Origin of the sequence: Streptococcus sp. 2018110 (assembly GCF_019754115.1) — a bacterium.
Classification (GTDB): Bacteria; Bacillota; Bacilli; order Lactobacillales; family Streptococcaceae; genus Streptococcus; species Streptococcus hashimotonensis.
The window spans coordinates 1-23,985 of record NZ_JAIJZO010000008.1; the positions used below are offsets into that span (position 1 = coordinate 1).

Sequence of the window (23,985 nt, forward strand, 5' to 3'; positions counted from 1 at the left end):
TTAGCCTTGGCCACCTAGCCTAACAGCTTCAAACCTGTTATCAAATGAAATCATCAACTTACTCAAACATAGTGAAACATCTAATTCTTGACTAAGGTAAGGTGGCTAACTTCATTATAGAACTTTCGAAGGGAGATAAATTCCTGATTTTTCTAAAATACAAGGATATTGCTATGTATCCAAAGGAATCTTTTGGTATAATGGAGAAATGAATAATCAAATTATCTTATTAACTATTCAGGTCTTTATTATAGCCCTGATTCTTTGGATGCTTTACACAATTCTATACTATGCTAAAAAGCACGATATTTCTCTAAAAGAGAAATTTTGGACAGGATTTGGTATCGGTTATGTTACTGATTTGCTAGACACCTTGGGGATTGGAACCTTTGCAACGACAACCACTATGTTTAAACTGACAAAGTTGGTGGAAGACGATCGTAAAATTCCTGCGACCATGACAACGGCGCACATCATACCAGTCTTAGTAGAGGCGCTATTGTTTATTACGATAGTTGAGGTTGACATGGTCACTCTGATTGCTATGGCAGTAGCGGCATTTACGGGTGCCTTTGTTGGTGCCAAGGTAACTCAAAAATGGGATACAAAGAAAGTTCAACGAATTCTTGGGATTTTGCTAATTATTGCAGCCTGTTTCATGGTCTATCGCATGATTACTAACCCTGGCGCAGATCTTACCAATGAAGTAAAGGGCTTAACTGGTTGGAAACTGGCTGTTGGTATTGCCTTTGATTTTATGGTGGGAATGCTGATGAGTATGGGACTGGGTAACTATGCTCCTGAGTTAATCTTCTTCTCATTGATGGGAATTAGTCCAGCGGTTGCTCTTCCAGTTATGATGTTGAATGCTGCTATGATTATGACAGCGGGTGCCAAGCAGTTTATCCAATCAGGACGAGTAAACTGGCCAGGAGTTCCAGGAATCATTGTCGGTGGGGTACTGGGTGTTTTGACAGCCGCTTTCTTCTTATCAAATTTGGATATTAATAATTTAAAAATTTTGGTTGTCTTCATTGCAGCGTATACAGGCTTTACTCTGCTTCGTTCTTCCTTTGTTACTAGGATTAAAAAATAGTAGGAGGACCTATGGATATTTATTTACGAAATGAAATTGATCTGGACGGGCAGATTGAGGTAGTGGATCAGCAATTTCAAGTGGAAGTTAAGGAAAAAGATGGCACTCTCTATCTCATTTATAGTAACGATGAAGCTGAAAAAGTTGTCATAAAATGTGACGAAGAAGAGTTAGTGATGACACGCTTTTCCACTCCGAAGTCTATTATGCGATTCATTTCTGGTAAAGAAGCTATTGTGACCATTCCTACACCGTTAGGAATCCAGCATTTTGTGACCGATACAAAACGTTACCAATTAAACCGTTCGGATCAAAGTGTCCAGTTGCAATATGAATTAAAGGGATTAGAGAACCAGCAAGTTTTTGCTTCCTATGATTTGGAAATCTCGTGGAAATAATCTCTTATTTCCAGAAAAATATTCTTGAATTTCTCGGGATTTTTGATATAATAGTTAACAAATCGAGGGAGTAGCTAGCGGAAATTTCCGTGATATTGTCGTCAATCCGACTTGTTTCCGGCAATATATTAAATAGCGAGACTTGTTTTAATAAGACAGGTCTCTTTTTTATTTGTTAGGTAAAAAAGAGACCGAGAAGGAGAAGGAAATTGTCAAAAGAACAAAAACGCGATTTGTTTTATACACAGAGCGAAGAGCAAGTATTGTCAAGCATGGGGTCTTCTTTGGACGGTTTGTCTAGTGATGAGGCAAGCAAACGTCTAGCAGACTACGGTCGTAACGAATTGGATGAGGGTGAAAAACGCACACTCTTAGCTAAATTCTTGGATCAGTTTAAGGACTTGATGATCATTATCTTGATTGCAGCAGCAATCTTGACGGTGATTACAGAAGGTTCACACGGTTTGACAGATGCCATTATCATCTTGGCCGTGGTTATCTTGAACGCTGCCTTTGGTGTTTATCAAGAAGGGCAAGCTGAGGCAGCCATTGAGGCGCTAAAAAACATGTCAAGCCCAGTTGCGCGTGCGCTTCGTGACAATCATGTAGTCGAAGTTGATTCTAAAGACTTGGTACCTGGTGACATCGTCTTGCTTGAAGCAGGTGATGTTGTTCCTGCCGATATGCGTTTGTTGGAAGCTAACTCCCTCAAAATCGAAGAGGCAGCTCTTACAGGTGAGTCTGTACCAGTTGATAAAGATTTGTCAGCAGTTTTGGCTGAAGATGCACCGATCGGTGACCGTGTCAACATGGCTTACCAAAACTCAAACGTTACTTACGGTCGTGGTCTTGGTGTGGTTACAAATACAGGTATGTACACTGAAGTTGGTCATATTGCTGGTATGCTTGCCAATGCTGATGAGACTGATACACCATTGAAACAAAACTTGCACCAGTTATCAAAAGTCTTGACTTATGCAGTTCTTGTCATTGCTGCGGTAACCATGGCTGTTTCGGTATTTGTACGTGGAGAAGGTATCTTACCTGCTCTTATGACTTCTGTAGCTCTTGCGGTTGCGGCCATTCCTGAAGGTTTGCCAGCTATTGTTACAGTGGTTCTTTCGCTTGGTACACAGGTCTTGGCTAAGCGTAACTCGATTATCCGTAAGTTACCAGCTGTTGAAACACTTGGTTCAACTGAAATCATCGCATCAGATAAGACTGGTACTTTGACTATGAACCAGATGACTGTTGAAAAAGTTTATACAAACGGTCAGTTGGTGGATGCTAAAGAAGCTTTGGATGCAAGCAATACAACGCTTCGTGTTATGAACTTTGCCAACGATACAAAAGTTGACCCAACTGGTAAATTGATCGGTGACCCAACTGAAACGGCACTTGTTCAATTTGGTTTGGATCAAAACTTTGATGTTCGTGAAGTCTTGGTATCTGAGCCTCGTGTAGCTGAATTGCCATTTGATTCAACACGTAAATTGATGTCAACCGTTCACCAACAAGCTGCTGGAAACTTCTTCGTAGCTGTTAAAGGTGCTCCAGACCAATTGCTCAAACGTGTAACGCAAATTGAAGAAAACGGTACAATCCGTCCGATTACCGATGCGGATAAACAAGCTATTCTTGCAACTAACAAAGAGTTGGCTAAACAAGCCCTTCGTGTCTTGATGATGGCATACAAGTATGTTGATGCTATTCCTGAATTGGAATCTGACATTGTTGAAAACGACCTTATCTTCTCAGGTTTGGTTGGTATGATTGACCCTGAGCGTCCTGAAGCAGCAGAAGCTGTTCGTGTCGCTAAGGAAGCTGGTATCCGTCCAATCATGATTACAGGTGACCACCAAGATACAGCTGAGGCAATTGCAAAACGTCTTGGGATCATCGATCCAAACGATACAGAAGACCATGTATTTACAGGTGCAGAGCTCAACGAATTGACGGATGAAGAGTTCCAGAAAGTCTTCAAGCAATATTCTGTATATGCTCGTGTATCTCCAGAACATAAGGTTCGTATTGTAAAAGCTTGGCAAAATGATGGTAAGGTTGTTGCAATGACTGGTGACGGTGTTAACGATGCGCCATCACTTAAGACTGCCGACATTGGTATCGGTATGGGGATTACAGGTACGGAAGTATCTAAAGGTGCCTCTGATATGGTCCTTGCAGATGACAACTTTGCGACTATTATCGTAGCGGTAGAAGAAGGACGTAAGGTCTTCTCAAACATCCAAAAAACTATCCAGTATCTCTTGTCAGCTAATACAGCTGAGGTATTATGTATCTTCCTTGCTACCCTCTTTGGTTGGGACGTATTGGAGCCAGTTCATCTTCTTTGGATTAACTTGGTAACAGATACACTTCCAGCGATTGCCCTTGGTGTTGAACCTGCTGAGCCAGGTGTGATGCAGCACAAACCTCGTGGTCGTAACTCAAGCTTCTTCTCAGGTGGTGTCTTGAGCTCTATTGTCTATCAGGGTATTCTACAAACAGCATTGGTACTTGGTGTCTATGGTTTTGCACTGCTTTACCCAGAACACAGTACTTATGAAGAAATCCATGCAGATGCCTTGACAATGGCCTATGTTACTCTTGGATTGATTCAGTTGGTACATGCCTTCAACGTTAAGTCTGTCTACCAATCTATCTTTACCGTTGGTCCATTCAAGAACAAACTCTTTAACTGGTCTATCGTAGCTGCCTTCTTGCTCTTGATGGCAACTGTTGTGATTCCAGGATTCAACACCTTCTTCAAGGTTTCAATCTTGACACCAACTCAATGGATGGTAACGGTAATTGGTTCAGGTCTCATGGTTGTTGTTGTAGAAATTGTTAAATTTGTACAACGTAAGTTGGGCTTGGATGAAAAAGCTATCTAATATAGTTATTCAGCTTATCTTTTATTACTTCGTTAACTCGCCTTGGGAGTGGGAAAGAACTCAACCAAGATAAAAAGAGTTCGTCTTCCCACCCCCGCACAGTTGATTAGGCCAGATTTGGAGTGCAAAACACGAACAAATCTGCCAATCAACCACTGCGCTGAGATGTTGACACGAACTCTGAATAGTGGTTCTGGGCTTTTTGCCCAGCCTCCTGCGACTCGTTGCCTTGTACTAAAAGCAAACTGAAGACTATATCATTTGAAAAAGCTCAGATTTAGTGGTCTGAGCTTTTTTCTGTACTGATAATGTATTTTGGGAAGATTACTTGTCCCAAAAATGTAAAGATTAGAGATGTAGCAAGTAGGATTATCTTTATCATCGTAGAAAATTGGAAAAAGATGACAATTGGAAGGATAGCCAAGCTGAAATAGTAGAGGGTGAAGTACCTACTACTTTCCACTATTTGGACCCTATCGCCGTCTTTAACTTGAATGCTTGATTTTTTATCCCCTCGAATGCTTAGTGTAACAGATGGTTGTGTAATTGGTAAGCTTAGAATTTTACCTTGAGTAACTGTCACAGCAATTTTTCCATCTACCAGGAGTGGAAGTTTTTGGGAGGATAGTTGTTTGATAGGTTTTGGATAATGAATAATAACTCTCATATGAACCTCCTTGTAATCTAGTTTCATTATAGCAAAAAAAGAAAATATGTAAACGATTTCTGGTACTGTTTTCCCCTGTAGGCTTGCTTGAAGAATAAGAAACTGCTATAATTTTGAAGAGGTAGGAGTTTATATGAATTATCTTCAGAATTATATTTTAAGTAAAAGTAGTTATTTGCCATCTGATAAGTTATTCATTCTGCAAAAAGAACTAGAAGATTTAGATGATGAGGCTTTGAACGTTCTTATGATGGTTGAGATGCGTCACCCTCTTGTCGCTCTTATTTTGGCTATTTTCTTCGGTGAGTTTGGTGTCGACCGTTTTTATGTCGGGAATAAAGAATTGGGATTTGCCAAGCTGATTGCTTTTGCAGTATCTTTTGTTACGCTATTTATCTTGATTGGGTTCTTGTTATTTTTGGGACTTTATTTGTGGAAGTTTATTGATTGCTTCTTAATCATGCGAGCATGTAAGGAGGCGAACTTTGAGCGTTTGATGCTACAAATCCATCAATATAAGGCTTTTCAGCATAGCCATCAGACATTTTAAGTAAGATATTTTTGTGAATAAGGGGAGGCTTGGTATTGTCTTCCTTTTCTGTTTTTTAGCAGGATGTAAAGTACTTGTAATATGGAACGAGCTTTGTCACAGAAGTGACATTTTATGGAACAGCATTTATGATATAATGATAAAATATGCTAGTTGAGAGGAGAATTTCTATGCAGACAAAGAAAATGAGTATGTTTTTATTTTTTGCCTATCTCCTTTTACTTACTTGGATGATTGTCTTTAAGATGGACTTGAGCATCTTATATGGACGCTATGGTTATGCTAGTATAAACTTAATTCCGTTTGCAGGAACAGCAGTCTATGATGGAGTGCTGGATTTTCCAGAAATTCTATTTAATATTGTAAGTTTTATTCCCTTTGGTATTTATATGGAAATGCTATTTCGCAAGGCATCGTGGGTGGCTAATCTATGTTTGATTATGTTAGTGAGTCTCTGCTTTGAGGTTCTGCAATATCTTCTTTTACTTGGAGTTGCAGATATAACTGATTTACTGGCAAACGGCTTAGGGGGAGCAATCGGTATTAATGTCATGTATGTCTTGACCAGTATTTGGCGGGAGAAGGCCTATGTTCGTATGAATATTTTTTGTTTTGCGCTAACGTTTTTTGTTATATTAATAACTTATTTAGCTATGTAGGTCTTGCTAAATATATCCAAAGTTTGCTAAAATGAATATAATGAATATTAAGGAAGAGATTATTAAATTATCTCAGGAAATTGGAATTTCGAAGATTGGTTTTACAACGGCTGATGATTTTGCTTATTTGGAGAAATCACTTCGTGCTAGTCAGGAAGAGGGGCGTTCGTCAGGATTTGAACATAAGAATATCGAAGAACGTATCCGTCCCAAACTGTCGTTAGAATCTGCCAAAACCATCATTTCTATCGCGGTAGCTTATCCTCGACATTTGCCTGTCAAACCGCAGAAGACCCAATACAAACGTGGGAAGATTACCCCTAGTTCATGGGGGCTTGATTACCACTATATCTTGCAAGATAAGATGGAGCGTTTGGCACGGGGAATTGAGAAACTGACGGATGGTTTGGAATATAAGGCCATGGTGGACACTGGTGCCTTGGTGGATACAGCGGTCGCTCGTCGTGCAGGAATTGGCTTTATCGGTAAGAATGGGCTAGTCATTTCTAAGGAATTTGGTTCCTACATGTTCTTAGGAGAATTAGTGACCAACCTGGACATCGAACCAGATCAACCAGTAGATTACGATTGTGGTGATTGCAATCGCTGTGTTGCAGCCTGTCCGACGTCTTGTCTATTAGGTGATACGACCATGAATGCCCGTCGCTGTCTGTCCTTTCAGACACAGGATAAGGGTATGATGGACTTGGAGTTTCGTAAGAAAATCAAGACGGTCATCTATGGTTGTGATATTTGCCAGATTTGTTGTCCCTACAACAAGGGAATTTCAAGTCCACCTGTTGTAGAAATCGACCCTGATTTGGCTGAGCCTGAGCTGATTCCATTCTTGGATTTGTCAAATGGGCAATTCAAGGAAAAATTTGGCATGATTGCTGGTTCTTGGCGAGGGAAAAATATTCTCCAGCGCAATGCCATCATAGCCTTGGCTAATAGTAATGATCGCTCTGCTATTCCCAAACTCCTAGAAATCATCGATAAAAAACAAAATCCGGTCCACATGGCAACGGCTATCTGGGCCTTGGGGCAATTGGTCAAACAGCCCAATGATGAAATGGTAGACTTTATCGCAGGTATTTCATCAGACAATGATGATGTTATAGCGGAGCAAACGGCCTTTCTCAGCATGGTCAAGGACTTGCAAATGTGATATAATAAAGATTATGAATAAAAATGAGGTGTATATGGATACAGCAGAAATTCGCCAAAAGATTGAAGAACTTGGCAAAAAATTAACTTCTTTTAGGGGGTCACTTTGACTTAGAAGGTCTGGAAGAAGAGATTGCCATTCTTGAGAACAAGATGACGGAGCCAGATTTCTGGAATGATAATTTGGCAGCCCAGAAGACGTCTCAGGAGTTGAATGAATTAAAAAATACTTATGGAAATTTCCATCAGATGTTGGATTTATATGATGAATCTGAAATTTTGCTAGATTTTCTAGCAGAAGATGAGTCTGTTCGGGAAGAGTTGGTTGAAAAGTTGGCAGAATTGGACAAAGCCATGACTGCCTATGAGATGACCTTGCTCTTGTCGGAACCCTATGATCACAATAACGCTATCTTGGAAATCCATCCAGGTTCGGGTGGTACCGAGGCACAAGACTGGGGAGAAATGCTCCTGCGGATGTATCAGCGCTATGGAAATGCCAAAGGTTTTACAGTAGAAACATTGGATTATCAAGCTGGTGATGAGGCAGGTATTAAGTCCGTAACTCTAAGCTTTACTGGGCCAAACGCCTATGGCTTGCTTAAGTCAGAAATGGGTGTTCATCGTTTGGTGCGCATCTCACCTTTTGACTCAGCTAAGCGTCGTCATACTTCCTTTACATCTGTAGAGGTAATGCCTGAGTTGGACGATACCATTGAAATTGAAATCAGAGATGATGAAGTGAAGATGGATACCTTCCGGTCAGGAGGTGCTGGTGGACAGAACGTCAACAAGGTCTCAACGGGTGTTCGATTGACGCACATTCCGACAGGGATTGTGACTCAGTCCACAGTTGACCGTACTCAGTATGGAAACCGAGACCGTGCAATGAAACTCTTGCAGGCTAAATTGTATCAATTGGAGCAGGAGAAGAAAGCGGCAGAAGTAGACTCACTCAAGGGAGACAAGAAAGAGATCACTTGGGGAAGTCAGATTCGTTCTTATGTCTTTACACCTTATACAATGGTAAAAGACCACCGTACTGGTTATGAGGTGGCTCAAGTCGATAAGGTTATGGACGGAGACTTGGACGGCTTTATAGATGCTTATTTAAAATGGAGAATTAGCTAAGAATCTGTATTTACAAGTGAGGTGCTTGTAAATAAGAGAGAGTTTTTCGCTCATCAAGGAAGTTTTTTGAGAGAATACGGACTGTATTTTGAAAAAAACGTTCTCAAATCTAAAGAAAGGACTGTCTAAGACAGGAAATCCTATGGGAATAATAGAAATGAAAGACGTTTCCAAGAAATATGGAAACGGAACGACTGCCCTTCGCGGAGTATCAGTCAATGTTGAAGCGGGAGAATTTGCCTACATTGTAGGTCCTTCTGGTGCAGGTAAGTCAACCTTTATCAAACTCTTGTATCGGGAGGAAAAGCTCGATAAGGGGAGTTTAAAGGTTGGTAAGTTTGACCTTGCAAAAATTAAAAAGAGAGATGTTCCTCTTCTACGTCGTAGTGTAGGAGTGGTTTTCCAAGACTACAAACTCTTACCTAAAAAGACTGTCTTTGAAAATATTGCTTATGCGATGGAAGTTATCGGTGAGAAACCACGGAATATCAAGAAACGTGTAATGGAAGTTTTAGATTTGGTTGGTTTGAAGCACAAGATTCGTTCTTTCCCAAATGAACTTTCAGGTGGTGAGCAACAGCGGATTGCTATTGCCCGTGCCATTGTAAATAATCCTAAAGTATTGATTGCTGATGAACCAACTGGTAACTTGGACCCTGAAAACTCTTGGGAAATCATGAATCTATTGGAGCGAATTAACTTACAGGGGACAACGATTTTGATGGCGACACACAATAGTCAGATTGTGAATACACTTCGTCATCGTGTTATTGCGATTGAAGATGGTCGTGTAGTACGTGATGAAGCGGAAGGAGAATATGGATACGATGAGTAATCGATTTTTTAGACACTTTATTGAGTCATTGAAGAGTTTGAAGCGAAATGGTTGGATGACAATTGCAGCTATCTCATCTGTAGCGATTACTCTTACTTTGGTTGGTCTATTTGCTTCAGTTATTTTAAACACAGCAAAGCTTGCTTCGGATTTGGAACAGAATGTACGCATCAATGTATACTTGAGAGCGAACTCAACTGATCAAGCTGAGACGATTGTGAACGAAGCAGGAGAGACGGTAGCTAATCCAGATTATCAAAAGGTGTATAATCAGATTACAGCCTTAGAAAATGTACAATCTGTTACTTATTCAAGTAAGGATGAACAGTTGCAGAAATTAACAGCTACCTTGGGAGACACTTGGAACTTATTCCAAGGAGATGCCAATCCACTTTACGATGCTTATATCATTGATACGACAGATCCAAATTATGTTAAATCTGTGGCTGCAGAAATTGCAAAAATTGATGGTGTTACAGAGGTTCGAGATGGTGAAGTAGAGACAGAGCGCATTTTCAAGTTGGCTGATTTAGTTCGGACTTGGGGATTGGCAGCGACTGGTTTGTTGCTCTTTACTGCGGTCTTCTTGATTTCCAATACCATTCGAATTACCATTATTTCTCGTAGCCGTGAAATTCAGATTATGCGTCTGGTTGGTGCTAAAAACAGTTATATTCGTGGACCATTCCTCTGGGAAGGTGCCTGGGTAGGGTTCCTCGGAGCTATTTTACCTTCTGTTTTAGTCTATTCTCTTTATAAGATGATCTATACTTCAGTAAATGCTAGTCTTGCTAGTCAAGATTTGTCTCTGATTAGTATGAATGTCTTTGTTCCAGGAATGATTGGCACACTTTTTGTAATTGGTATTATTATTGGTTCCTTGGGATCAGTCATTTCCATGAACCGCTACTTAAAAATTTAATAGACAAGCTACATGTAAAAAGGTCTGCACAATAATGAGGCAGACCTTTTTGTTATGGATGTCTATGGTGAGAAGATTTGTTCATCTCTTGCTTAATAGTACAGTCGCAGGAACAATCTCCGCAGGATCCTTTTCCTTTGATGAGACTGCGAATAGCAAGAGAAAATAAGATGACGATGATGAGAAAGAGGATAAGAGTAGGCATTAATATTCTCCTTTTTCTAATGTTTTTAGCGTGACGATTGGAAGAGTATTGGCTGGTTTTTTCACTAGGCTGTAGATGGCTATGATAATTAGAAAGATAGCGATAAATGTCCAGACGGTTGGTAATTGTCCGTAGATAAGTACAAGACCAATCTGATAGATAACCAAACTACTTGCATAGGCTAAACCTGTTTGAAAACCGATAGCAATCCATGTCCACTTGGCTTCTCCCATTTCACGGTGAATGGCACCAATAGCCGCAAAACAAGGGGCACAGAGGAGATTGAAGACTAGGAAGGAATAGGCTGATAATGCGGTATAGTCTTGTTGTAAAAGCCCCCAGAGTTCGGGATTTTCTTCGGTTGTTTCTCCTAATTTATAGAGGATACCAAAGGTGGCAATGACGGTTTCCTTGGCTAAGAGACCTGTAATGGCTGCAACAGTTGCTCGCCAATTTCCAAAACCAAGTGGGGTAAAGAGGAGAGAAAAACTGCGTCCAATGGAGGCTAAGATACTCTCATCTGTTTCTACCATTTGTAAAGACCAATTATAGGAACTGCTGAACCAAATAATGATGTTGGTCACAAATATAATGGTACCAGCTCGTTTGATAAAACTAAGTGCCTTATCGAATGCATACCGGAGAACCGTACTGAGTTTCGGTAAGTGATAAGATGGTAATTCCATGATAAAGGGGCTTGCGACTCCACCGAGCTGCTTGGTCTTTTTTAGTGCCATTCCGGATAGGACGATGGCGGCCATACCGACAAAATAGGCGCTTGGAGCAATCCAAGGATTGTCAGGAAAGAAAGCACCGGCCACCAGAGAAATGATAGGAAGTTTGGCAGAACAGGGCATGAAGGTTGCTGTCATAATGGTAATTTTCCGGTCCTGTTCATTTTCAATAGTCCGACTTGCCATGACTCCTGGAACGCCACAGCCTGTGGAAATCAACATGGGAATAAAGGATTTGCCTGATAGACCAAAACGTCTAAAAATCCTATCCATGACAAAGGCTACTCGACTCATATAGCCGATGTCTTCCAAGATTCCCAAGCAGACGAAGAGGACGAAAATTTGTGGTACAAAACCGAGGATGGCTCCGCATCCTGCAATAATGCCATCAAGGACCAGAGATTGTAGCCAGCCAGCGATTTCAAATCGATCTAGATTTTCCTGAATAAGACCTGGAACAAGCTCTCCGAAGAGGACATCATTCACCCAGTCCGTCCCCATTGTACCAACCGTTTGAATAGACAGGAAGTAGGTCAGCCACATGACTGCCGCAAAGATGGGGAGGGCAAGAAAACGATTGGTAACAAGTCGGTCTATGTTATCAGACAGATTAAAAGCCTTATCGCTGTCTTTTGTGACCAGTTCTGTGATTTTCTCGATAAATTGGTAGCGTTGATTGACGATAATGGCTTCCATATCGTCTGCGTAAATTTTTTCCAAAATGGCAATGATTTCGGTCAAATCAAGCATATCTTGTGCATTGAGTTGCAATTGATCTAGAATGACTTGATCTTGTTCGAGTAGCTTAATGGCGTAGAAGCGTTTTTGATGATTTGGGATGGAATCCGATAATAGGTCAATAACTTGGGCAAGACCGGCTTCAAATTGCTTATCATACTGAGGATAGATTGGCTCGGCTTGTTGATTGGTAATTTTTTCTACTTCATGGAGGAGCTGGGATATACCTAGCTTTTTTAGTGCACTGATAGGCTGTACAGGAACTCCCAGTTGATAGGAGAGTTGGTCGCTGTTTATTGAGCGACCTTGACTTTTCAGGGCGTCTGTCATATTGAGGGCGATAACAGTAGGAAGGCCCATTTCTAATAACTGCAAGGTCAGATAGAGATTTCGCTCCAAGTTTGTTGCATCAAGGACGTTGAGGATAGCAGCTGGTTGGTCCGCTATCAAATAATCTCTGGCAACCCGTTCTTCTGGTGTGTATGGAGATAGTGAGTAGATACCTGGTAAATCTTGAATTAGTAAATGCTTTCGCTTTTTGATTGTTCCAGATTTTCTTTCAACGGTGACTCCAGGCCAGTTACCAACACGTTGGTTGGTTCCTGTTAGGAGGTTGAAAAGAGTTGTTTTTCCGCTATTTGGATTTCCTGCAAGGGCGATGTGTTTTGTCATTTCTTCACCTCGCTTGTGATTTGAACACCAATCATTTGCGCTTCGGATTTGCGTAGTGTTAGCTCATATCCTCTCAAGGTAATTTCGATTGGATCTCCCAGGGGCGCGACTTTTTTGAGAAATAGCTGCGTGTTCTTTGTAAGTCCCATATCCATGAGGCGACGACGGAGTGCACCTGTTGCATAGATGTCCATGACCTTAGCTGAGCTACCAATAGGTGCCTCAGATAGATTGATTATTTCCGTAGCTGACTTTTCTATTAAAACCAGAGATTCAATAATTTCTCTATCTAGGGCTAGACGGCTTGCCTTGACTTGGAAAATAGCATTGGTCTTGGTTTTTGAAATGATGCGAATCTCTTCTCCGACTTTTAAACCCAAGTGCGCTAAGTGTTTACGAATATCATCTTGCGTTAGACAATCTTTGACTAAATAAGATTGTCCAACTTGAAGGTTTTGCAGTTTCATATCGTTTCCTTTGTGATTTTTATAACAATAGTATAGCATAATTCCTTAAAAGTGTCAGATAATTTTTAGGAACGACTTATTTTCGGACTTATTTTTTTCCATATTTCCAAAAAATCCATTGACTTTTTTTAGAGATATGATATACTAGTCAAGTACTGCTGGTTTAGCTCAGTCGGTAGAGCGCATCCATGGTAAGGATGAGGTCGCCGGTTCAATCCCGGCAACTAGCATCAAATAACGCTAAAAACCCTTGATACACAAGGGTTTTTGTTATGTCTGCCCCAAATCTGCCCCAAATTTTTCAAATATCCTTCTTACCTTTTCGTTACTCTTCTCTTTTAATGTTTCAAGTTGGTGAGCGTAGACTTTGAGTGTGATGTTTAAATTCTCATGCCCTAACAACTGGGAAATGGAAATCAACTCAACACCTTGGGTAATCAAGTATGAAGCATAGGTATGTCTTAATGAGTGTATATGGACATTCCGCCCAACAATTTTCTTAATTGTCTTATTTGCTGCCGCATTCGATACGGAAGCAAAAATTCTATTTTGATCATTCTCAATCCAATAATTTTCTTTGTACTTAATCAGCAAATTGATAGTCTGGTCATCAATAGGGACTTTTCTCATCGAGCTACTATTCTTTGTTGGTGCAAAATCAAAAGTAGTATTGTAGTTGTAAGTTTTATTGATATCAATCAATCCATTTTCAAAATCTATATCATCCCAGGTTAATCCAACGGCTTCAGCAAAACGCATACCTGTTACAGCGATTAAGTAGATAATAGCATACGAATGATATTTTATCTTTTCTCTTGTCTGTCGGATTAGGTCGGTGTATTCTTCCATTTCTAAAAACTTGGTTTCTTTCGCGAATGATTCTACTGACGAGCGTATAATAGCAAAATCGCAGAAGTTCCGCTCAATGATGCCCTCGTGCACCGCCATTTTGACTGCTGCCTTTACTTGGTAGTGGAACTTTTCAACTGTTTCTTGGGTGTGTGTGCTGGCGAATTGATTCAGCACCTGTTGATACATGCTGTTTGTAATTTCGGTTAGCTTTGTATCTTTAAAGTACAACTTGACTTTGCTTTCTGTATGCTGATATTTCTTCCAAGTGACAGGCGTGACATTTGGCTTTTTATGTATCTCAGCCCAGTTGTGATAATAGTCTAAAAATGTTTGTTTGTCATCAACAAAGACATTATTGTTAAGTAATCTCTCTGTTTTGCTTGCAGCAGATTGAGCTAACTTTTTAGTAGCAAATCCACCTTTTGATTTTTGCTTAAATGATCCATCAGGAGCCTTATATGAGATACGGTATTCCCATCCGTTATCCCTTTTTCTAAAGTATGCCATTGATTTACCCTTTCAAATTTGATAAAATGGGTATAGTAAAGAGACCTACTGCAAAGCAGGTTTTTACTATATCGAATTCGCCTTACGCTCTCCTCGACCAAAATTTGAGCGTAGGGCTTTTTTTATTCTACAATCAATTCACCAACTGGAATGATGTCTTGCGTTTTTGATGATTTTGCAATCAAATCATACTGATCAGCAGAGACTTCATATCCAAAATTTATCACCGTTGTATCGTCTGGCAACTTTTTAGCCAGTTCGGAGATAGTCATACGGAGCAATGTGATAGCATTGCTTTGTTCTGTTGTTGCGGTATTTGAATAGACTGCCTCCAGAGCTTCTTTAGCTGATTTTTGTGACTCACCTGTCAGTAAGACTTTGATAATGTTATGTCCGTCTGGATATTCAGAATCAATGACATCATTTTCAACTTCAACTGTGACTTCTCCAGTATTATTTGGATCCAAAGCTGTCTTGATTTCAGCTACAATCCTGTCATATTGGCTGTTATCAACCTTTTCTTGTGTGGTTGTCTCTGATTGTGTTGTTTGTGCTTTACTGGTTGATGCAGTAGTCTCTTTATTTGATTGAGAACACGCTACAAGTGTTACAACAGATAATAGAGTAATTGTTCCTGTCAGTATTTTTTTCATTGAGTGCTCCTTCATTATATGATTGGTATCAAATTTCCACCTAATTGATTATATATAAAATCTTTGTCTGCTGGGTAGAGTTTAAGATAGTTGTTGATAGCTTCTTGTATTTTAAAATTGAGTATTGTGACTACCTGGTAAACTTCTCCAGTTGTTGAAAACCAAGATAAGGCTGATACAAGGGTTGCTAGACCAAATTGTCCTTTTCCTTGCTTGTATTCAGATTCGGTAATTTTCATCCTATCATGGAATAATTTGTTGTAGTGAATCTTATTTTTGGTTGTTTCAAAATTAAAGACTCTTCCGAGGTGTGCACAACGATTTCGGTAAGCTAAAAGGAAGTACAGAATGTTAATAATAAGGGACTTGAAATCATCAGAAACTAATTCAACTGGGATACCTGTTAATTCACTGACTATTTCTGATTTCACTTGGCTTTTTTGAAGCTTATAGAATGCTATCAAGTTCCCAAATGTCATTCCTTTTACGAGAATCCAAGGCGGAACGTTTCCGTGTTTTTCTCGGTAATGTTTATAGGGATGAGAATCATCGTTGATGATCTTATGACATTTCTTTAATAACTTGTCTCGTTGAGAAGTTTGAAATTTATCATCCCCTCTTTCGTAGTTTTCTCTGTTCAGATAGATATTCTGGTCTGCGGTGTAGTGTTTGGCTACAGTATAGGATAGGGCGGTTCTTAGATGAGCTTCTATTTCAAGTATAGCGGCATTGACTGCTGAGCGAATTTCTTTGTCCATATTAAAAACATGGAAAAGTTGTTCAAATGTAAAGCCGTCTTTGAAAGTCTCACCTGTCTGAATACCAATATCCTTGTAACCGTTGATAAGTTCGTAGTAACCAACAGTAGCCAATATCCTTTTGGCTGAAGGCTCATGCAGGAAAGTGAGGTTTCTGGACTTTAGAATCTCAATCTGTTCATCAATAGTTTTGAATGGTTTAGTCAGCATATTTACCTCAAAATCAAAAAGAGCTACTGTGCGGACACAATAGCTCTTTAGGGCTCCCAGGGGGGAGCATTCACTTCGATTGTCTCTATTGTATCATGGTGTGTTTCAATTGTCAAATTTATTGTAATCGTAGAATATTAAAAATTTGATCCCCACCTTGTCGATAGTTCATGACCAACTTCAAGGCATAGCTTTCAGCGTACTGTAAATTATAGATTAAGTAATTCATCAATCTATTATGTAGAGCAGGTTTGCTGATGTGGGTTTCACGTTGGATAGATTCAAAAAGTTCCCTCGTTGTGAGTGCCTTTCTGATTCGTTCATCTGTAAGATATAGGATTGAAGCTACAGTGTCAGCTTCTTTTTCGATTGGGATAAGTTCGTCTGGATATTTCTCACTTGCATTCTTACTCATGAGAGACATATAGACTGACGGACTCTGATTATTCTTAAGGTGACAGTATATATGACTAAGTTCGTGTAGAATAGTAAAGATAACACGACCTTTAGTATTTGTATGTTGATTGATATAGATGATGTACCGTCCAAGTTCTAAGTCTGGGACAGTCAGACCAGCACAGCTTTCACACAGTACCTTATCTGTAAAGGTTACTGTCCGATTGGCAACCAACCCCCTATACTTAATATCAGCATCTGTTGGTTGGTAATCTGGTAATTCTGGAAAGTGTTCTTTCATTTCATCATAATCAAGAAAGTTAAAGAGAATTGGGAAATGCTGTTCAAAATATCTAATGACATCCTGATAGCGAATACTCTCTTTGTCTTTTCCAATCTGGCTTAGTATCTGATAAGCCTTTGCGTGATATTCAAAATACTGCTCCCTTGTTAATGGTTGGTATTTCAATAAACCACCTACTTCCAGTTAGAATCATCTTGAATCAGTTGTCTCGCTGTTTTCATTAGTCCTGCAAGAGCAACATTGAATCGTTCTTTTTCAGACTCTGATAAATTCTCTGTTTCTTTCCGAAACATTACAATTGCTTGCTGGGTCAGATTATCAACAGCAGGGTCATTCTGTTCATCGCTGGCAATCCGTGGGTTGTCGGTCCGTCCGAGCAGGTAGTCTAGAGAAACATTAAGGTAGTCGGCAATTTCCTGCATTCTATCTGTACTAGCATTTTGCTTCTTCAGCGAATACAGTGTATTTCTACTATAGCCCAGTTTCTCTTCAAGTGAGTTAATTGAAAGACCTTGTTTTTTAGCAAGCTCTTTTATTCTATCAAATGTTATAGACATTGATATATCAACCTTTCTAAGAGATTGACAAAAAATATTTAAATTATTTAGTTAAAACAGTTGACAAACTTAAATAAATAATTTAAAATAATTCTTGTAAGTTAAAGAGTTAGTGAAAGCAAAAGTTAAAACTAATTCAAAAAATAAAAGCTTTGGCGAGCAGATTGTATTGATTGAACTGGGTTTTATCAAGTGTTTTCTTTATGCTTTGATTTTAAATGATTTATTTAAAAATGTCAAGAGTTTTACTAACTTTTTAACTAATTTTATAGAAAGGAGGGGGAATATGAGTCTTCAAAAACAAAATCCAGACACTATTGATTCTCTCTTGGAAAGCATCAATGATGTGATTTATGGAATCGAACACATTGGAGGATACAGTTCTCTCAATGATTATGGTCGTGGTCAGTATGACATGATGATCCGAATGAAGCGGAAGCTTAGGAACATTCAAAAAGCGTCCGAAGACGCTCGTGACGATGACAATCTAGAAGCCTAGTTTTTCATCTGGTGAACCATCAGCGATGGTGACAATTTGGTCAGGTGCGATATACATCTCTTCACCATTCGCAAGAGTGTAGATGTTATCCACGACAGCTGTCACTTTCAAGGTTTTGTCATTTTTCAATGTGACAGCTGCCACCTTACCAGAGTCAGTAAGTTTTTTTAGAAACTTATCCATGACTTATCTCCTTTCCGTTATGATAAGTCAATTATACCAAAAATAGAAAGGGAAAATATGAGCCAACAACATCAAAAATGGATTGATTTGGTTAAAAAGCGACTACACGAACGTGGTTGGTCGCAGTCAGATTTTGCGGTTGTGCTTGGTGTTTCACCAGCAATGGTCAGTCGACTACTAAAAGATGGTCATGGTAGTGATGACCTCAAACTGAAAGTAAACAAGAAACTTAGAATTTCTGAGAGTTGGGAAAGTTTTGGAGAATATGAGTAAGAAGCTAATCGCCAACTGGCAAAAGAAAAACTACCAGCTCAGTCAACTGATAGTCGATAGCCTTGAGGGGCTAGACGTGTGGGAGACTGTGGTGGCGCTCGGAGAGATAAGGAGGGGAAGTATATGAACGAAATTATCAATGTTAGTGTGAACGACAATCAAGAGCCTGTTGTGTCTGGTCGGCAGTTGCATGAGGCTTTGGGTGTAAAAACACCATACTCAATGTGGTTTGACCGAATGGTCGAATATGGTTTTACAGAAAATCAAGATTTTTTTGCTTAACAATTTTGTGAAGCAAACAGGTCGCGGTGGTCACAACAAAGTTGACCATATTATCAAGCTGGACATGGCCAAGGAAATTGCTATGATCCAACGGTCTGACCGGGGCAAGCAGGTTCGTCAGTATTTTATCCAAATAGAAAAGGACTTCAACAGTCCAGAGAAGATTATGGCTCGCGCTCTGCTATTGGCCGACAAGAAGGTGCATCAGTTGGAAGCACAGATTGAGGCGGATAAGCCCAAGGTGCTGTTTGCGAATGCGGTCGAGGCTAGTGCTACATCTATCTTGATTGGGGACTTTGCCAAGATTTTGCGACAAAACGGCTACAATATCGGGCAAAATCGCTTGTTTGAGTGGTTGCGTAATAATGGCTTTCTCATTCGGAAACGTGGTGAGAGCTACAATATGCCGACCCAGAGGTCTATGGATATGAGCTTGTTTGAGGTCAAGGAGCGGACACATAATGAGCCTAATGGCAGCATTCGGATCAGCAAGACGACCAAGATGACGGGTAAGGGTCAGACTTACTTCATCAACAAGTTTTTGAACGAAGACATGCAAAAAGCCTGACGGCAATCAGGCTCAAATATAAACATACAAGAGGATTATACCATGGACAGCAGATTATTACAAATGGTTGATGAATTCGAGTCAGCCCTAATGGACAGAGCGTTGAAGGTCATGCACGTTGTTACGGACGAAAAAAGACGGTTTCCAATGGAACTCAACAAGTCACAATGTGCTGAAATGTTGCTTGGTACGAAAGACACCAAGTCATTTGATGCAAGATTTAATTGTCACAAAGATTTTCCACGGATCCAAAACGCTCGCGAGAAGTACCCTCGTGATGCCGTCATCGAATGGTACCACAATAATTGGCAAAGGACTGCGATATGACAGAAGAATTGATGTTGACGACTGAACAGGGTTTGGTATTTATTGCTATTTTGACCCCAATCTTAATATGGCTGATCCGTAAGCCTGTAGAGATTGAAATAGAGGTCAAAGAGCCTGTGATTGAAAAGAAGCAACCAGAGCGAAATTTGAGATACTTGCAGATTAGGACCTACTATGGAGGATGATATGAAATTTTGGAACATGATGAGGAAGTTTATGAGCATTGAGGAAGATGACTATATCCCTCAAAGTCAACATGAGTTGGAACGTGAATTGGCTAACGCTAGGCATACAGCCAAGGAATACAAAAAACTGGCTTTGCTGAAAAATCAGGAATGTATCGGTCAGGCTAGGCTGATTGATGAGCTACGCATACGGATCGCCTTCTTGGAGAATGTCAACAAGTGCCAGGCGGAACTGTTGGCAGATCGTGAGGTCTAGCTATGGTTTGGGTTGTGGCAAAGAAGACCAAGACCAAGCGTGGTTATAGATTTTACCAAAAACGGTCATTTGATACCTGGCAGAAGGCTAGAATTTATCAGCAGGATTTGTTTAATAAAGGTGTAAATGCTGAGATGTGGGAGGAGCAATTTAATGGCTAAAGATTTTATGCTTCAATTGGCACTTGAAAGTCTGTCTAAGTGCCTGAGTGAAGAGTGGAGAGAGTCGGACGAAGTGATTCTTTTCAGCTTCGCAAATAAGGAACAGATAACACAAGATGAGCGGTACAGAGAAACCGAAAAATGTAACTACTTTGGTAAGCGTATTTGTATTTTCGCGAGCCAAATCAAGAAAAATAACTATATCACTCTACACAAAAATACGCTGACAAAGATTGTTGAGCTAATGGAGAAAAACTCAAATCAGAAAGTAGAGGAAGACAATGAATGATCTACACAGTCCACCTCAAGATATTTTAGCTGAGCAGGCAGTCCTTGGGTCTATCTTCATTGACCCAGACAAAATTGTATTAGTCGCTGAACATCTGAAACCAGAAGATTTTTACAGACCAGGGCATCAGATCATCTTTCGGACCATGCAGAGTTTGTCTGATAAAGGGCAGGCGATTGATGCTGTCACGATGAAGACCGCTCTTGAAGACCAAGGAGACTTGAGTGGCATTGGAGGATTGGCTTACATTGCTGAGATTATCACTGCTGTGCCGACCAGTGCTAACGCTGAATTTTACGCTAAGACAGTTGCTGAGAAGGCTCTGTTGAGGAAAGTCATTGCCAATCTTTCTGACACAGTTTCTGGTGCTTATTCTGGCGAAATGTCTGCCAATGACCTGATTGCCAGGGCGGAACAAGCCTTGGTCAATGCAAGCAATTCTAATCACAACACAGGTTTCAAACCAATCTATGATGTGATTTTAGACAGTCATAGCAAGATTGAGCAACGCTCAAATGTGTCAAGCGATGTGACGGGAATTGCCACTGGATTTACTGATTTTGACAAGCTGACAACGGGCTTGCATGAGGACCAGTTGTTTATCTTGGCGGCTAGACCTGCAATGGGAAAGACGGCATTTGCCCTCAACATTGCCCAGAACGTAGCATGCAAATCCAATAAGCCTGTGGCCATATTCTCTTTGGAAATGGGTGCAGAGAGCTTGGTGGAGCGTATGCTTGCAGCTGAAGGCACTATCAAGAGCTATCACATCAGGACAGGGAAGCTGACACCGATTGAATGGCAACGGTTGATTTATGCCCAAGGGCAACTAGCAGAAGCACCAATCTATATTGATGATACGGCTGGCATCAGAATAGCTGAAATCAGATCACGAGCTAGAAAGCTAGCTCAAGCAACAGGAGGACTAGGCCTGATAGTCATTGATTATCTGCAGTTGATACAAGGGTCGCGGTCAGACAATAGACAACAGGAAGTGTCTGAGATTTCCCGTCAGTTGAAGATTATCGCCAAGGAATTGAAAGTGCCTGTCATTGCTCTGTCACAGCTTTCTCGTAGCGTTGAACAAAGGCAGGACAAACGGCCAATCATGAGCGATTTGAGAGAGTCGGGCAGTATTGAGCAAGATGCTGATATTGTAGCCTTCCTATATCGTGATGATTATTACCAGGACAAAAAGGACGATCAGCCAGAAAAGAACTTAACTGAGCTGATTATCAAGAAGAACAGGCATGGTGACCTTGGAACAGTCAAGATGTACTTCCATAAGGAATACACCAAATTTACAAATGCGGAGGAATGAGGATGCCAAACTGGTTTGTACGAATAAACCACAGAAAATCAAACAAAGAGGATTTTTATTCAGAACAAGTTGAACGTAGGCTGTATTTTAACATTGACACAAAAAGGGATGTTTTGGCAAAAATTAAAGAGGATTATCCAGAATATTTTTCCGAGAAGGTACCTCAGAGGACTGTTAATGGCGAGTTGTTCTATGTCAATGTTTATGAACTTGGAGAATATTGGGAAAAGTTTTGGACAGAACAAATCCCTTGTCGATTTTGTGGTCAAAACCCTGTTAATCGTATTGATATTAAAAATAATAACTACAGTGGCTATTATTTTTGTTGCTTAGAGCATGAAGAAACTTTTTACGCTAATAGGTTAGCAGAGGATGAACGGACTTACAAAAGCGGAGGGGTGATTGGATTTATCTACAAAATCACTCATAAGGCAACAGGCAAAGTTTATATTGGCAAAACCATCAATCATCCAATTTTTCGTTGGTTCCAGCATTTCAAAGCTCAATCAGGTAGCTATTTCCATGAAGTTATGAAAGAGAGTAACATCACAGATTGGACTTATGAGGTACTGGATGCACTGAAAGATGGAACTGAAAGAGATTTATTGGATTTAGAAAGCCAATATATCTCTGAATACAATGCTACAAATCCAGACTATGGGTACAACACAAGAAATTAAGAAAGGAGTGAAAAATGGCACAACGCAGAATGTTCAGTAAGAAAATTACTGAGACTGACCGTTTTCTTGAAATGCCTTTATCATCGCAGGCTCTATACTTTCACCTGAACATGGGTGCAGATGATGAGGGGTTTATTGATAAGGCTAGAACAATTCAACGAACTATCGGAGCAAGTGACGATGACATGAAGCTACTAATCGCAAAAGGTTTCCTACTTCCTTTTGATAGTGGAGTGGTTGTTATTAGGCATTGGCGAATTCATAACTATATTCAATCAGATCGTTTTCAGTCAACCATGCACCAATCAGAAAAATCTCAGTTAGATTATGATAAGTCAAAAACGGCTCATTTCAAACCAGATGAAAAATGTATCCAAAATGTATCCAAAACGGAGACACAGGTTAGGTTAAGTAAGGATAGCATAGATAAGGATAGCTTAACTACCTATCCTACTGTTTCAGACCATGATGAAGATGAAATTCCATACAAAGAAATTATTTCTCATTTGAATGAAAAAGCCAATAGGAATTACAAGGCAAATGGTTCAAAGACTCGAACCAACATCAAGGCTAGATGGAACGAAGGATTCAGATTAGATGACTTCATCCATGTGATTGACACAATGGTCAAAGACTGGTCTGGCACTAAGTATGAGAAGTATCTCAGACCTGAAACTCTATTTGGCCCCAAATTTGAAGGTTATTTGAATCAGTCTCCACGGACCACTCCAGAATCAGTCGACGAAAGGTTGGGCTTTTAGATGAATCCATTCAAAAATTTTCAGACCAGGCAAGTCTTGGACGAAACCTGTGAGGTCCACGGTTGTCAGCTTTGGTTGACCAAGGTACCGATTAAGGGACAGTTGGAAGAACTCAAGCAATGTCCAGAATGCACTAAGGCAGCAATCCAGACCTTTGAAAACAAACTGAACAGTCAGAGCAAGGTCAACAATAAGCTTGCTGACACTTATGCAGTCTTGGAGAGAGACAGCCTGGTATCTGACAAGCTGAAAAGTAAGAGCCTTGATAACTATGAGATTAAGGCTGACATTGACCAGAAGGCTGTCAATTTTGCCAAGAGGATTGAGCAATTTTATCGGCATGAGGGCTTTGGCAATGCCATTGTGACTGGGCCGTCAGGGGTTGGCAAGAGTCATCTGACATACGGATTGGCCAAGTACATGAACGAGCAATTCAAGGCTTACGGACATCCGAGGTCGGTACTCTTTGTATCACTTGTCACTCTCTTCACAAAAATCAAAGAGAGCTTCCACACAGACAATGGGTACTCACAGGCTGAGATGATTGAATTACTCAGCAAGGTTGATTTTCTCTTCCTGGACGACCTTGGGAAAGAGAGTCGGAAGGCTGACACTCGGAATAACGAGTGGACACATCAGATTCTCTACGAGATTTTGGATAAACGGAGCAACACGATCATCAATACGAATCTGACCAGCAAGGAAATCAAAACCTTGTATGCAGATGATTATGGCAACGGTGCTTTGTCCAGTCGGATTTTGGAAGGTGTGGTTGGGAATAGCTTTGTATATCCGAAAGAGACGGAAGATAGGAGGTATTGATATTGA

At 40.2% G+C, this 23,985-nt stretch carries 30 protein-coding genes, 1 tRNA gene and 1 pseudogene; 22 read left to right on the plus strand and 10 right to left on the minus strand.

Going from position 1 to position 23,985, the window contains the following annotated elements:
* Window positions 1-208 precede the first annotated feature (208 nt).
* The 3 genes from K5Q34_RS06080 (at window position 209) to K5Q34_RS06090 (ending at window position 4,388) form a co-directional block, all read left to right on the plus strand.
* Complete coding sequence (locus K5Q34_RS06080; RefSeq protein ID WP_205028273.1) at window positions 209-1,096, plus strand: sulfite exporter TauE/SafE family protein; 888 nt, start codon at window positions 209-211, stop codon at window positions 1,094-1,096.
* Window positions 1,097-1,107: 11 nt separating this feature from the next.
* A complete protein-coding gene (locus K5Q34_RS06085) occupies window positions 1,108-1,494 on the plus strand; it encodes a DUF1934 domain-containing protein (protein ID WP_044681082.1) in 387 nt (128 codons plus the stop codon).
* 209 nt (window positions 1,495-1,703) lie between these two features.
* Window positions 1,704-4,388: a cation-translocating P-type ATPase gene (locus K5Q34_RS06090; protein WP_074391760.1), complete on the plus strand. Its 2,685-nt coding sequence runs from the start codon at window positions 1,704-1,706 to the stop codon at window positions 4,386-4,388.
* 277 nt (window positions 4,389-4,665) lie between these two features.
* Here the strand turns inward: K5Q34_RS06090 and K5Q34_RS06095 are convergent, their stop codons facing one another.
* Window positions 4,666-5,055 carry a hypothetical protein gene (locus K5Q34_RS06095; protein ID WP_221864681.1) on the minus strand — a complete coding sequence of 130 codons (390 nt, stop codon included), beginning with the start codon at window positions 5,053-5,055 and terminating at the stop codon, window positions 4,666-4,668.
* Between the two features lie 133 nt (window positions 5,056-5,188).
* Between K5Q34_RS06095 and K5Q34_RS06100 the strand changes: the two genes are divergently transcribed.
* The 6 genes from K5Q34_RS06100 to ftsX all read left to right on the plus strand — a co-directional run bounded on the left by K5Q34_RS06100 (window position 5,189) and on the right by ftsX (window position 10,319).
* Window positions 5,189-5,605 (plus strand): TM2 domain-containing protein, encoded by a 417-nt coding sequence (locus tag K5Q34_RS06100; RefSeq protein ID WP_105138958.1) that lies wholly within the window; start codon window positions 5,189-5,191, stop codon window positions 5,603-5,605.
* Window positions 5,606-5,775: 170 nt separating this feature from the next.
* Complete coding sequence (locus K5Q34_RS06105; RefSeq protein WP_024406710.1) at window positions 5,776-6,264, plus strand: VanZ family protein; 489 nt, start codon at window positions 5,776-5,778, stop codon at window positions 6,262-6,264.
* Between the two features lie 40 nt (window positions 6,265-6,304).
* Window positions 6,305-7,432 (plus strand): tRNA epoxyqueuosine(34) reductase QueG, encoded by a 1,128-nt coding sequence (gene queG, locus K5Q34_RS06110; protein WP_029171516.1) that lies wholly within the window; start codon window positions 6,305-6,307, stop codon window positions 7,430-7,432.
* A 34-nt stretch (window positions 7,433-7,466) separates the two neighbouring features.
* A protein-coding gene (prfB, locus tag K5Q34_RS06115) for a peptide chain release factor 2 (protein ID WP_105095241.1) occupies window positions 7,467-8,562 on the plus strand; the annotation gives its coding sequence in 2 pieces (ribosomal slippage) (window positions 7,467-7,538 and window positions 7,540-8,562; 1,095 coding nt in all).
* 142 nt (window positions 8,563-8,704) lie between these two features.
* A complete protein-coding gene (gene ftsE, locus K5Q34_RS06120) occupies window positions 8,705-9,397 on the plus strand; it encodes a cell division ATP-binding protein FtsE (RefSeq protein WP_002936190.1) in 693 nt (230 codons plus the stop codon).
* Entirely contained in the window at window positions 9,390-10,319 is a 930-nt protein-coding gene (gene ftsX / locus K5Q34_RS06125; RefSeq protein WP_161944137.1) for a permease-like cell division protein FtsX, read from the plus strand. The genes ftsE and ftsX overlap by 8 nt, the downstream gene beginning before the upstream one ends.
* A 52-nt stretch (window positions 10,320-10,371) precedes the next feature.
* Here the strand turns inward: ftsX and K5Q34_RS11810 are convergent, their stop codons facing one another.
* Genes K5Q34_RS11810 through K5Q34_RS06135 form a run of 3 tightly spaced genes read right to left on the minus strand, consistent with a single transcriptional unit; the run spans window position 10,372 to window position 13,135 of the window.
* The gene (locus K5Q34_RS11810; protein ID WP_105119105.1) at window positions 10,372-10,524 is read right to left on the minus strand and encodes a FeoB-associated Cys-rich membrane protein; all 153 of its coding nucleotides are present in this window, start codon (window positions 10,522-10,524) and stop codon (window positions 10,372-10,374) included.
* Window positions 10,524-12,668: a ferrous iron transport protein B gene (feoB, locus tag K5Q34_RS06130; RefSeq protein WP_105150940.1), complete on the minus strand. Its 2,145-nt coding sequence runs from the start codon at window positions 12,666-12,668 to the stop codon at window positions 10,524-10,526. Before feoB ends, K5Q34_RS11810 begins: the two co-directional genes overlap by 1 nt.
* Entirely contained in the window at window positions 12,665-13,135 is a 471-nt protein-coding gene (locus K5Q34_RS06135) for a ferrous iron transport protein A (protein ID WP_014637631.1), read from the minus strand. Before K5Q34_RS06135 ends, feoB begins: the two co-directional genes overlap by 4 nt.
* 157 nt (window positions 13,136-13,292) lie before the next feature.
* On the opposite strand from K5Q34_RS06135, the gene K5Q34_RS06140 reads away from it, so the two are divergent.
* Window positions 13,293-13,365: transfer RNA gene (locus K5Q34_RS06140), tRNA-Thr, on the plus strand.
* 40 nt (window positions 13,366-13,405) lie between these two features.
* On the opposite strand, the gene K5Q34_RS06145 is transcribed toward K5Q34_RS06140, so the two are convergent.
* The 5 genes from K5Q34_RS06145 to K5Q34_RS06165 form a co-directional block, all read right to left on the minus strand.
* Complete coding sequence (locus tag K5Q34_RS06145) at window positions 13,406-14,494, minus strand: site-specific integrase (protein WP_221864682.1); 1,089 nt, start codon at window positions 14,492-14,494, stop codon at window positions 13,406-13,408.
* A gap of 122 nt (window positions 14,495-14,616) precedes the next feature.
* Complete coding sequence (locus K5Q34_RS06150) at window positions 14,617-15,147, minus strand: hypothetical protein (RefSeq protein ID WP_221864683.1); 531 nt, start codon at window positions 15,145-15,147, stop codon at window positions 14,617-14,619.
* Window positions 15,148-15,161: 14 nt separating this feature from the next.
* A complete protein-coding gene (locus tag K5Q34_RS06155; RefSeq protein WP_221864684.1) occupies window positions 15,162-16,115 on the minus strand; it encodes an Abi family protein in 954 nt (317 codons plus the stop codon).
* Between the two features lie 118 nt (window positions 16,116-16,233).
* Window positions 16,234-16,980: an ImmA/IrrE family metallo-endopeptidase gene (locus tag K5Q34_RS06160; RefSeq protein WP_221864685.1), complete on the minus strand. Its 747-nt coding sequence runs from the start codon at window positions 16,978-16,980 to the stop codon at window positions 16,234-16,236.
* Between the two features lie 8 nt (window positions 16,981-16,988).
* Window positions 16,989-17,372 (minus strand): helix-turn-helix domain-containing protein, encoded by a 384-nt coding sequence (locus K5Q34_RS06165; protein ID WP_221864686.1) that lies wholly within the window; start codon window positions 17,370-17,372, stop codon window positions 16,989-16,991.
* A 286-nt stretch (window positions 17,373-17,658) separates the two neighbouring features.
* On the opposite strand from K5Q34_RS06165, the gene K5Q34_RS06170 reads away from it, so the two are divergent.
* Window positions 17,659-17,871 (plus strand): hypothetical protein, encoded by a 213-nt coding sequence (locus K5Q34_RS06170; protein WP_221864687.1) that lies wholly within the window; start codon window positions 17,659-17,661, stop codon window positions 17,869-17,871.
* On the opposite strand, the gene K5Q34_RS06175 is transcribed toward K5Q34_RS06170, so the two are convergent.
* A complete protein-coding gene (locus K5Q34_RS06175) occupies window positions 17,860-18,054 on the minus strand; it encodes a hypothetical protein (RefSeq protein WP_221864688.1) in 195 nt (64 codons plus the stop codon). The two genes, K5Q34_RS06170 and K5Q34_RS06175, sit on opposite strands and share 12 nt — an antisense overlap.
* A 57-nt stretch (window positions 18,055-18,111) precedes the next feature.
* On the opposite strand from K5Q34_RS06175, the gene K5Q34_RS06180 reads away from it, so the two are divergent.
* The 11 genes and pseudogenes from K5Q34_RS06180 to K5Q34_RS06230 all read left to right on the plus strand — a co-directional run bounded on the left by K5Q34_RS06180 (window position 18,112) and on the right by K5Q34_RS06230 (window position 23,979).
* Window positions 18,112-18,327 carry a helix-turn-helix transcriptional regulator gene (locus tag K5Q34_RS06180; RefSeq protein WP_221864689.1) on the plus strand — a complete coding sequence of 72 codons (216 nt, stop codon included), beginning with the start codon at window positions 18,112-18,114 and terminating at the stop codon, window positions 18,325-18,327.
* Between the two features lie 123 nt (window positions 18,328-18,450).
* Window positions 18,451-19,177: pseudogene (locus K5Q34_RS06185) on the plus strand (phage antirepressor KilAC domain-containing protein).
* A gap of 42 nt (window positions 19,178-19,219) precedes the next feature.
* Window positions 19,220-19,504 (plus strand): DNA-binding protein, encoded by a 285-nt coding sequence (locus K5Q34_RS06190; RefSeq protein WP_221864690.1) that lies wholly within the window; start codon window positions 19,220-19,222, stop codon window positions 19,502-19,504.
* A complete protein-coding gene (locus tag K5Q34_RS06195) occupies window positions 19,501-19,689 on the plus strand; it encodes a hypothetical protein (protein ID WP_221864691.1) in 189 nt (62 codons plus the stop codon). The genes K5Q34_RS06190 and K5Q34_RS06195 overlap by 4 nt, the downstream gene beginning before the upstream one ends.
* Window position 19,690: 1 nt before the next feature.
* Entirely contained in the window at window positions 19,691-19,945 is a 255-nt protein-coding gene (locus tag K5Q34_RS06200; protein WP_221864692.1) for a hypothetical protein, read from the plus strand.
* Between the two features lie 2 nt (window positions 19,946-19,947).
* Window positions 19,948-20,106, plus strand: coding sequence for a hypothetical protein (locus tag K5Q34_RS06205; protein WP_221864693.1), 159 nt, complete (start codon window positions 19,948-19,950; stop codon window positions 20,104-20,106).
* Entirely contained in the window at window positions 20,099-20,395 is a 297-nt protein-coding gene (locus K5Q34_RS06210) for a hypothetical protein (RefSeq protein ID WP_221864694.1), read from the plus strand. Before K5Q34_RS06205 ends, K5Q34_RS06210 begins: the two co-directional genes overlap by 8 nt.
* Complete coding sequence (dnaB, locus tag K5Q34_RS06215) at window positions 20,388-21,716, plus strand: replicative DNA helicase (RefSeq protein ID WP_221864695.1); 1,329 nt, start codon at window positions 20,388-20,390, stop codon at window positions 21,714-21,716. The genes K5Q34_RS06210 and dnaB overlap by 8 nt, the downstream gene beginning before the upstream one ends.
* Before the next feature lie 2 nt (window positions 21,717-21,718).
* Window positions 21,719-22,396, plus strand: a complete 678-nt coding sequence (locus tag K5Q34_RS06220; protein ID WP_044760593.1) for a GIY-YIG nuclease family protein — start codon at window positions 21,719-21,721, stop codon at window positions 22,394-22,396.
* 14 nt (window positions 22,397-22,410) lie between these two features.
* Window positions 22,411-23,157 (plus strand): conserved phage C-terminal domain-containing protein, encoded by a 747-nt coding sequence (locus K5Q34_RS06225; RefSeq protein ID WP_221864696.1) that lies wholly within the window; start codon window positions 22,411-22,413, stop codon window positions 23,155-23,157.
* Window positions 23,158-23,979 carry an ATP-binding protein gene (locus tag K5Q34_RS06230; protein WP_221864697.1) on the plus strand — a complete coding sequence of 274 codons (822 nt, stop codon included), beginning with the start codon at window positions 23,158-23,160 and terminating at the stop codon, window positions 23,977-23,979.
* Window positions 23,980-23,985 lie beyond the last annotated feature (6 nt).